The organism is uncultured Clostridium sp. (assembly GCF_947072515.1).
Taxonomy (GTDB): Bacteria; Bacillota; Clostridia; order Clostridiales; family Clostridiaceae; genus Clostridium.
In genome coordinates this window covers 1-4,092 of record NZ_CAMTIG010000118.1, presented here as the reverse complement: position 1 = coordinate 4,092, position 4,092 = coordinate 1, and the positions used below count along the sequence as shown (strand labels likewise).

Sequence of the window (4,092 nt, the reverse complement as noted above, 5' to 3'; positions counted from 1 at the left end):
TATAACGCCGATGGTACTGCAAGGGTGACCCTGTGGGAGAGTAGGAAGTTGCCAAGTGAAAACATAGGAAAAACCAGTAGTTATCTACTGGTTTTTTTGTTTTTGTTAATTTATATTGAATATATAGTACGAGATATTGAAAGCATTTAAGTAAATGTTTACAATAGAAAGGTGACATTATTAAAATAAAACTGGCAATAAGGGGATAAAATATGAAGAGAATAGAAAAAATATATTCTTATATAGAAGGGAAATCTAAAGAATATACTAAGAGTAGTGATTTACGTGAAAAAGGAATTGATGCGCTTGAAATATCTGAAGAATTAAAAATTTTAAGAAATAATGTAAGTAAAGAACTCAATGTACTTTGTAGAATGGGAAAACTAATAAAAGTTAAAACTAGACCAGTTAAATATTTTGATAAAGAAAAATTAGAAACTTTATTAGAAATAAAGATAAAAAATGATATGTCAATTGAGGAATTAGAAAAAAGTATAAAGTATATGATTTCCGATGCTGAAAAGTGTCCATTTGATTATTTAATAGGATTTAAAACAAGCTTGAAAAATCAAATTGAACAGGCAAAAGCAGCTATAATGTATCCATCTAATGGATTACATACTTTGCTATTAGGAACAACAGGTGCCGGGAAAAGTTTATTTGGAAATATAATGTATGAATATGGGAAATATATAAATAAATTTAATGAAGATGCACTTTTTATGAGATTCAATTGTGCAGATAATAATAATAATCCACAATTATTACTAGCACAATTATTTGGATATATAAAGGGAACTTTTATGGAAGAAAATTCTGAGGGGAAAGGAATAATTGAAGAAGCAGATGGAGGAGTTTTATTTTTAGATGAAATTCATAAATTACCAGCTGAAGCACAGGAGAGGATTTTTTATTTTATTGATACAGGAAGGTTTAATAGATTAGGAGAAAATGAGTATAAGAGAAGAGCAAATGTTTTAATAATAGGTGCTACTATAGAGGAACGAGACTCTATGCTATTAAAAAAAATTGTTAAAAGAATTCCAATAATGATATCTATACCTAATTTTGAAGAAAGAACAATTAAAGATAGAATAGATATAATGAAAGAATTATTACAATGTGAAGCTGTTAAAATAAATAAACCTATTAAGATTACAAGAAAAATTATAAAGGCATTAATGGGAAGTATTGAGTTTGGGAATATTGGCCAATTAAAATTAAATATTCAACTATTATGTGCAAAAGCTTTTTTAAATAGTATAAATGGGAAGAAAGATATTAATATAAATTTAGATATTCTGCCGAATAATATAAAAGTTGAATTAATTCATGTAGAAAATAAAAAAATAGAGAATGAAGAAATAATTGAATTAGTAGCTAAAGAAATAATTATTTATCCTCATGAAAAGGAATTCAAAGTAATAGAAGATAATTATGAGCCACCTTTTAATTTATATAAAATAATAGAAGATAAATTTATAGTTTTAAAAAATGAAGGTATGAGTGAAGAAGATATTAGTAAATTCATTAATACAGACATTAATGTTCATATAAAATGTTTTTATGAAAGCTTAAAGTCTAAGAAATTTTCTAAAGAACAGTTATCTAGAATAGTAAATGAGAAAATAATAGATTTTGCTGAGGAAATACGAATATATTTAAGTAAAGAGTTGAAGAAAGAGTATGGACAAAAATTTTTGTATGCTTTGAGTTTACATTTAAGTTCTTTATTTACAAGGTTAAATCAACATAATGAAATTGATGAAAATTATTTTGAAATTGCAGAAAAAGTGCTAATTTCTCCTCGAGAATATGAAATATCAAAATATATATCAGATATGGTAGAAAAAAGATTTAATGTTAGAGTTCCTGAAAATGAAAGTGCATACATAATGTCATTAATTACATTGATTGAAGAGAAAAATAATAATGATAAAGTTGGTATAGTTGTTGTAGCACATGGAAGCAGTACGGCAAGTAGTATGGTTAATGTAGCTGTTAAATTATTTGGAAATAAAAATATTTTAGCTATAGATATGCCTTTAGATATAAATCCAAAAGAGACTTTGAAAATAGTATGCAAAAAAATAAAAGAGATCGATACAGGTAAAGGAGTTTTATTGCTTATTGATATGGGAGTATTAAATGAGTTTACAAATATTATTTATAATAAAACAGGAATTAGAATAAAATCAGTAGATATGACATCTACACCAACTGTTTTAGAAGCAGCGAGGAAAACTTCATTAGATGATTTAAGCTTAGATGAAGTATACAATTATATAAAGTGTTTTAAGGGATATAATGATGGAGTAAATAAACAAGAAATAAATAAAACAATAATTACTGTATGTTCAACAGGGAAGGGAACAGCTATAAAATTAAAGGAATTAGTTGAAAATATAATTAAAAATAAAACAAGTGAAGATATTTCTGTAATAAATTTAGGAATTGAAAATATAAAAGAAGAAATAAATAGGTTGACAAAAAATAATAATATAATTGCTATAATAGGTAGCATTAATCCTGATATAGATATACCGTTTATATCATTAGAAAAATTTATATGTGGAAATGGTGAAAAAATACTTAATAATATTTTAATTGGAGAAAATATTATTATTGATACTGAAAAAAATACTATGGTAATAGAAAAACTTTGTTATGACACATTAAAAGAGACAATCACATATTTTAATCCAGATAAAATAATAGGATTACTTTTAGAATTTATGGATGATTTGGAAAGAGAGTCACAAAAAGAATTTTCAAATTCAAATAAATTAAGAATTATGTTACATGTAGCGTGTGCACTAGAACGAGTTGTTTTAAAAGATGAACTTGAATATTGTGAGAAAAAAGAGAAATTAGATAAAAAAAATATAAAGAATGTAAAAAAATCTATGGAAATATTTGAGAGAGTATTGAATCTAAAAATAAGTAATGATGAAATCTATTATATAGTAGATTCATTAAGTTATTAAGTTTAGAAAATGAATTAAAAATTATTTATAGTAAAGATAAAGAAATAATGGAGAAATTTATAGAAGCTATCGGGTTTTATATATTATTTCAATAGATGATGTATTATATGGGGAAAATTTGATAACAGAAGAAAGTATCTAGAGGAGTCAAAGTTATGGAAATTAAGCTAGTAAGAATTGATAATAGATTAATACATGGACAAGTTGCAACAGTATGGAGCAGAGCAGTAAAATGTAATAGAATATTAGTTGTTTCAAATGAAGTTGCAAAAGATGAATTAAGAAAATTACTTTTAAAAGAAGTAACACCAATAGGAATAAAATCAAATGTTATAACAGTTGAAAAAATGATTCGAATAATTAATGATCCAAGATTTGATGATTTTAAGGTGCTATTATTGTTTACTAATCCTATGGAAGTTTTAGAAGTAGTACAAGGAGGAGTTGAAATTAATAGCATTAATGTTGGAGGAATGAGTTTTAGAGAGGGAAAAACTCAAATTACTTCAGCAGTTTCAGTAAATGATGAAGATATAGAGGCTTTTAAAAAACTAAATGATTTAGGCATAGAACTTGAAATAAGAAAAATAGTTAAAGATAAAAGAGAATATATAATGGATAAGATTGAAAAATTATAATCTTAAGAAGATATTTATTTGGAATTTAAAAGTATATTAAAGGAATACTAATATTTATTTTGATGAGGAGTAATAATATAGTGGTTACTATATAATTTTTTTTTGGATATAGATTTATTTTAAATAGATATTGATGATTTGCTTTAGGATGATAAGTGAGTAAATAGAGAAAATTAAAAGAATAAAATAAAATTTAAACAGAGATTAAGATGAAATTAATAAGAATTATATAGATTAATATAGAAAACTATACCATGCGTATCATTAGTCAAAAAATAGTGAAAATAGAAGAAAAAAAGAGAAAAAATAGAATAAAGTATTTAAATAGATTTTTAGTAGATATTTATAAATGAATGAGATGATATTATAAGTGAGTCGCTTGAAGCAGATAAGCTTCGACAGGCGATAAGAACTTAAGAAATTTTGAAAAAACATATTAAAAAATATGTTGACAAAAAAAAACTTAA

2 protein-coding genes are annotated in these 4,092 nt (G+C 24.3%); both read left to right on the top strand.

What is annotated here, in order from left to right; translation table 11 throughout:
* Positions 1 to 212: 212 nt before the first annotated feature.
* Complete coding sequence (locus tag Q0W06_RS19400) at positions 213 to 2,987, top strand: sigma 54-interacting transcriptional regulator (protein ID WP_297639772.1); 2,775 nt, start codon at positions 213 to 215, stop codon at positions 2,985 to 2,987.
* 155 nt (positions 2,988 to 3,142) lie between these two features.
* Positions 3,143 to 3,625 carry a mannose/fructose/sorbose PTS transporter subunit IIB gene (locus tag Q0W06_RS19395; RefSeq protein ID WP_297639769.1) on the top strand — a complete coding sequence of 161 codons (483 nt, stop codon included), beginning with the start codon at positions 3,143 to 3,145 and terminating at the stop codon, positions 3,623 to 3,625.
* Positions 3,626 to 4,092 lie beyond the last annotated feature (467 nt).